We start from the raw sequence: 5,151 nt of genomic DNA on the forward strand, positions 1-5,151 counted from the left end.
CCCGCCGCCACTCGTCCACGTCCGAGTCGGTCAGTTCGGGAGGAGGGGGCGCGGCCGGTCCGAACGGAGGCGCGCCGGCGGGCTCGCCCGCCGGGTGGGGGATCGCCTCCTCCTGGCCGGGCGGGCCGGCGGCGGCCGGCCCGGGGTGAGCGCTCGGCGGACGCTCCTGGCTCGGCTGGTCGGTAGCGGGACCCTTGTCCGGGTCGGTGCCGGCGGGTTCGGTCACGTCGCGTCTCCTGGAACGGCCTGGGTGGTCGCCGTCAACTCCTCGACCAGTGCCGCCGCCAGCCGGTGTTCGAGACCCTCGATGTGCAGGGGCCCGGCGGCCGAGGCGGTGGTCACCGTGACGGTGGACAGGCCGAACAGCTGTTGCAGCGGCCCTCGTTTCGCGTCCACTGTCTGGATGCGCGAGGCCGGCGCGACGCGCCACTCCTGCGTCAACCAGCCCGTCTGGGTGTAGACGGCGTCGGCGGCCACCTCCCAGCGGTGGACCCGGTAGCGCCAGCTGGGCATGATCGCGACGTGCAGGACTCCGACGGCGACGCAGGCCCACAGCGCCCACGTCGCACCGACCGGGGCGTCGTCGGTGAACAGCAGCAGGCCTGCCTGGGGCAGGGTGACCACCAGCCAGCCGATCAGGGCCTGGAGGGACCACCAGATGATCGCCCTGGGAGCCACGCGGTGTTCGGGCGCGCGCAGCCGGAGGTCCGCTGCTTCTCCGCCGGGGGAGGGGTCGATCGAAGTCACCTGCCTACCCTGCCTGACCGGGGGGAGCTTGTCGAAGAGGGCGTGGGCGGCCGCCGGCTCCGGCCCGGACCTCCACTGGCTCCCGGTGCGGCTCGGTGTCCGCCGCCGGTTCCCGGCCGTGGCCTGCCCGGACCGGGCTGGGTCGGCTCGGTGCGGTTGGGGGTGTCGCGGACGTCCTGGTCGGACTCCCGTTCAGTCCCGTTCGCGGCCCCGGACGAACAGCCGGCCGGCCACGTCGACGTGCCCCAGGTCCCCGGTGAACACCAGCTCGGAGAAGGGCGGTTCCCCGTCGACATCCCCCCGGTGCCGGCCGTGGCTGCCGTGGGTGCCGACGTGGATCCGTCCCTCACGGCCGGCTGGCAGCGGGTTCCCGTCCTCGTCGAGGACCGCGATGCGGATACCCCGGGGTGGCCTGCCGACCGTGCCGGGCGCGGCCGACAGGTCGGCCGGTGTCGCGATGCTGACCCAGGACACGTCCGTGGAGCCGTACAGGTTGTAGAGCAGGGGGCCGAACTCGCGCTGGAAGTCCGCCGCGAGGTCGGCGGGCAGGGGAGCACCCGTGCTGACCACGGCCCGCAGACTGCTCAGGTCGTGTTCGGCGCGCTCGGCGGGCGGCAGTTCGAGCAGCCCCCGCAGCAGCGCCGGCTGGACGAACATCGACGTGCACCGGTGCTGCGCCGCCTCGCGCAACGCCTGTCGGGGGGAGAACTCGCGTCGGAGCACCAGCGTCGCCCCGAGCACCGCGCACAGGTGCAGCGCCGACAGACCTCGGGTGTGGGCCAGGGGAGCCGCCATCAACGTGCGTTCGCCCTCGCGGAGCGGGACGCGGGTGAAGACCGTGGCGGCCGGTGTCACCCGGGGCGGGTCCTGCCAGGGGACGGCGCGGGCGACCCCACCGGTACCCGAGGTGAGGACGATGGTCGTGCCCTCCCCCGGCTTGCGCCCGAGGGGGGTGGCGGGGAAGTCCGCGATCAGTTGCTCGACCGTCAGGGCACGCGTCGGGGCGTCCACCCAGGCGGTGATCCGCTGGCAGTTCCTCGGGGCACGCGCCAGGAGCGGCCGGTACTCCGCGTCGGCCACCACGGTCCGCGCCCGCTGGTCGCGGAGCAACCCGCCTACCTGGTCCGCGTTCAGGCGGGGGCTGAGCAGGACGGTCCTGACCCCCAGTTTGCTGCACGCGATCAGCAGCTCGACGAGCAGCCGGTGGTTGCCGCACAGCAGCGCGACCGCGTCGGTCTCACCCAGCCCCCGGTCGGCCAGGGCGTTGGCGAGCCGGGTGGTGCGTTCGCTGAGTTCGGCGAAGCTGACCGCGCCGTGCTCGTCGATCAGCGCCGCGCGGTCCGGGTGGCGGACCGCCGCCGCCGTGTAGCCGAGCGGGAGGGACGTGCCCCACCGCAACCACGCGCCGGCGAGCCTGACCATCCGGTCGGGTCGGTCCGGACGCAGCACGCCGTTGTTGACCAGGACACGGAGGTCGTGCCACCGCTCCACCAGCTGGTGCCCCAGTCCGGGGCTCCGCGCGTCGTGCCCGGCCGGCCAGCCCTCGGCCGCGTGGGACAGCCGGACCAGCGCCCGGTCGGCCCAGCGGCGCAGGACGGGCGCGGCGGCACGGTCGAGGAGGCGGCGGACGGGCGCGGTGACCAGCTTCTCCACCCCGAACCGCACCTCGGTTCCGCCGCCGCGCAGCGGGCGGAGCCGGAACTCCCACCGCTGGATGTCGTCGGGACCCTGCGACAGGAGGATGCGCCGCGCGGGCTCCCTGGCCTCCACCGTCAGGTGGGTGGCGGGCCGACCGGGCGTTCCGCGCCGGAACAGCTGGTACCGGTCGCCAGGTGCGTGCTGTTCGTGCCCGACCGGCTGGAGGCGGACGACCTCGGGGAGGAAGCTGGGATAGGTCGTCGGTTCACCGAGCCACGACCACAGGCGGTCGGGCGGCTGCGCGAACGTTCGACGAACCTCCACCCGTGTCAACGGTCGCTTCCCTCCTGGTGTCGTCCCCGACCCGCCGGCCGGCCGGTCGTCGTGCGCCGCTGGCCGGGCCCTCGGCGGAGCGTTCGGAGGCGGACGCGGCGCGGTCGCCTCCGGCGACGGGGTACCCGCTCACTCCTCGGGGGATACCGAGGCGGCGACCACGGCGTCCCGCAGGGCGGCGCGCAGCCGACCCACCTCCAGCGGGCTCAGCACCGCCGTCTCCCCCGGGGGCGCGGTCAGCACCACCTGTCCCTGGTCGACGAAGACGACCACGTCGCGGCGTCGCCCCGCGACGTCACGGCAGTTGACGGACCACTCGTTGCGCACTACCACTCCCCCCACTTCTCCGCCGGTGGCACCGGCGGTCTCCTGCACTCGGTGCTCGCGGTGGTGAGACGCCACCGCCGTCGGAGTCATGACGCCCGTTGTGGCCGCTTTCCGAGTGTTTCTCGACACCGGGCGCGAAGATCGACACCCGACACGCCGATGACGACGCTCAGATCACCCAAACTGGTGGAGCGTTCAATCACATCGGGATACTAGCCGCGATCCCGGCGCGGGGGACGCGATCGGCCAGGGAGAGGGGCGGACGTCGTGCCGGCACGCCCTTGGCGGGCCGCGACCACCTCCCCCGGGTGTTCGGCCGGCGCCAGCGCCGCCGGGGGGATCAGCGGGGCAGCCGGCTCCTGGCGACGGCGCGGGGCCGCTACCCGAGCCTGACGAGTCCGCCCGCGAGGGGGCGAGGGGCCGCGCCACTCGTCGCCGGGAGCCCGGGTACTGGCCGGCTTCCCACCGGGTGGGGGCGGACGGCCACCGACCGCGTCCGGCCCGATCGCCTCAGCCCCCGGGCCGGTCGGTCGCGCCATCCACCCGCGCGATCATCGCGATCCTGGGTGCGACCTCGATGCCGGCGTTCCGCTCCTCCGCCCAGCGCGCGCGGAGCTCGGGCCCCCACTCGGACCGGGGCAGTTCCACGAACCCGCGTCGGCGGTACCAGGGAGCGTTCCAGGCGACGTCGCGGAAGGTGGTCAGGGTGACGGCGGGGAAGCCCCGCCGGCCTGCCCGTGCCACCACCTCGTCCAGCAGCGCCCCACCGATGCCCCGGCGGCCGGCGCCGGGGTGCACGGCGAGCTGGTCCAGGTGCGTCCTGCCGTCGAGCTGGTCCACCGCGGCGAAACCGACGGGTGGTTCGCCCGCCACGAGGACCTCACCGGCGGACCGCAGGGTGTGCTCGGGGTCGTCCGGGGGCAGGAGCAGCCCCACGTCCTCGAACAACCGGTCCGCCGCCCTGCTGACCTCGACGAGGACGGGCAGGTCCTCGGAACGCGACAGTCGGATCGGGGTCGGGTGCACGGTGCTCCTCGGTGGTCCTGCGGCGGTTGGCCCTCGGGCGGGAGTCGGAGGGCGGGCCGTGGTGCGATCCTGCCGCGCGTCCCGGTCCCCGGCAACGCGGTACCGCCGCGAGCGCGAGGAGCTGCTGGCGGCGCGGCGGTGGGGCGAGGGTGTCCAGGGCCCGCTCGGCGCTGAGCGCTGGAACGGACTCGCGAGGAGCTGCGAGACTGGGGCGGTGTCCGATGTCACCGCCACCCTGCGCCGCGCCGCCGAGCTGAGCGGGTCCGGCAAACACCGCGAGGCGGTGCGCCTGCTGTCCACTCTGCTGTCCGACCACCCGGGCAACGCGGCCGTGCTCTGCCAGCTCGCCGGTGAGCAACTGCACGTCGGTGCCCCGGCGCAGGCGCTCGCCCTGGCCCGCCGCGCCATGGTCGTCCTGCCCGGCCACCATTCCCCGCACCTGCTGGCGGCGCTGGCCCACACCGACCTCGGCGAGCACGACGCGGCGGTCGCCGCCGCCCGCGCGGCGGTGGCGGAGGCACCACGGGTCTGGCAGTGCCACTCCGGGCTGGCCGAGGCGCTCTCGGCTCGGGGAGGGGACGCCGCCCTGCGGGATGCCGAGGAGAGCGCGACGAGGGCGGTCGAACTCGCTCCGGAGGAGGGCCGGCCGTACGAGGTGTTGGGCGACGCCGCCCTGCTGCGCCATGACTGGGGGCGGGCGGAGTGGGCCTACCGCACGGCCCTGCGGCTCCGCCCGAAGTCCTCGGTGGCGGAGCGGGGCCTGCGCGTGGTCCGCAAGGAGCGCGACGCGCGGGCCAGAGCGGAGCGGAAGTCCGCACGGGGCGGTCGGTTCGCCGGTGGCTGGCGGAGGGGCGACGGGTCGGGCGAGCGCGGGGTGGGCGGGTCCGGGACCGGGGACGAGGCCCGGGACGAGGAACGGATCGAACGCGACACGCGCCGGCAGGAGCTCGGTCGGGGTGTCGAGGCGGTGCTGTGGCCGGTGTTCCGGAAGATGTGGCTGGTGCAGGCGGGTGGCGCGCTCCTGCTGTTGATGACGTCGATGCCCGATTCCACGCGCGTCCACGGGGTCGCCGGGCTGCT

Annotated in this window: 5 protein-coding genes and 1 pseudogene; 1 reads left to right on the forward strand and 5 read right to left on the reverse strand. The window is 75.2% G+C overall.

Features of this window, described 5'->3' with window-relative positions; all coding sequences use genetic code 11:
• The 5 genes and pseudogenes from ACTIDRAF_RS0212960 to ACTIDRAF_RS34950 all read right to left on the reverse strand — a co-directional run.
• A pseudogene (locus ACTIDRAF_RS0212960) lies at positions 1-226 on the reverse strand (hypothetical protein); the annotation flags it as partial.
• A complete protein-coding gene (locus tag ACTIDRAF_RS0212965) occupies positions 223-747 on the reverse strand; it encodes a PH domain-containing protein (protein WP_016699167.1) in 525 nt (174 codons plus the stop codon). The pseudogene ACTIDRAF_RS0212960 and the gene ACTIDRAF_RS0212965, both read right to left, overlap by 4 nt.
• A gap of 192 nt (positions 748-939) precedes the next feature.
• Positions 940-2,709, reverse strand: a complete 1,770-nt coding sequence (locus ACTIDRAF_RS28665; protein ID WP_016699168.1) for an AMP-binding protein — start codon at positions 2,707-2,709, stop codon at positions 940-942.
• 138 nt (positions 2,710-2,847) lie between these two features.
• On the reverse strand, positions 2,848-3,051 hold the full coding sequence (locus tag ACTIDRAF_RS0212975) for a hypothetical protein (RefSeq protein WP_030105195.1): 204 nt from the start codon (positions 3,049-3,051) through the stop codon (positions 2,848-2,850).
• Between the two features lie 504 nt (positions 3,052-3,555).
• On the reverse strand, positions 3,556-4,071 hold the full coding sequence (locus ACTIDRAF_RS34950; protein WP_016699170.1) for a GNAT family N-acetyltransferase: 516 nt from the start codon (positions 4,069-4,071) through the stop codon (positions 3,556-3,558).
• Positions 4,072-4,285: 214 nt separating this feature from the next.
• Here ACTIDRAF_RS34950 and ACTIDRAF_RS0212985 point away from each other — a divergent pair.
• Positions 4,286-5,151: tetratricopeptide repeat protein (locus ACTIDRAF_RS0212985; RefSeq protein WP_016699171.1), on the forward strand; the 866-nt coding region annotated here is incomplete at its 3' end.

It is taken from the genome of Actinoalloteichus spitiensis RMV-1378 (assembly GCF_000239155.1).
Lineage (GTDB): Bacteria > Actinomycetota > Actinomycetes > Mycobacteriales > Pseudonocardiaceae > Actinoalloteichus_B > Actinoalloteichus_B spitiensis.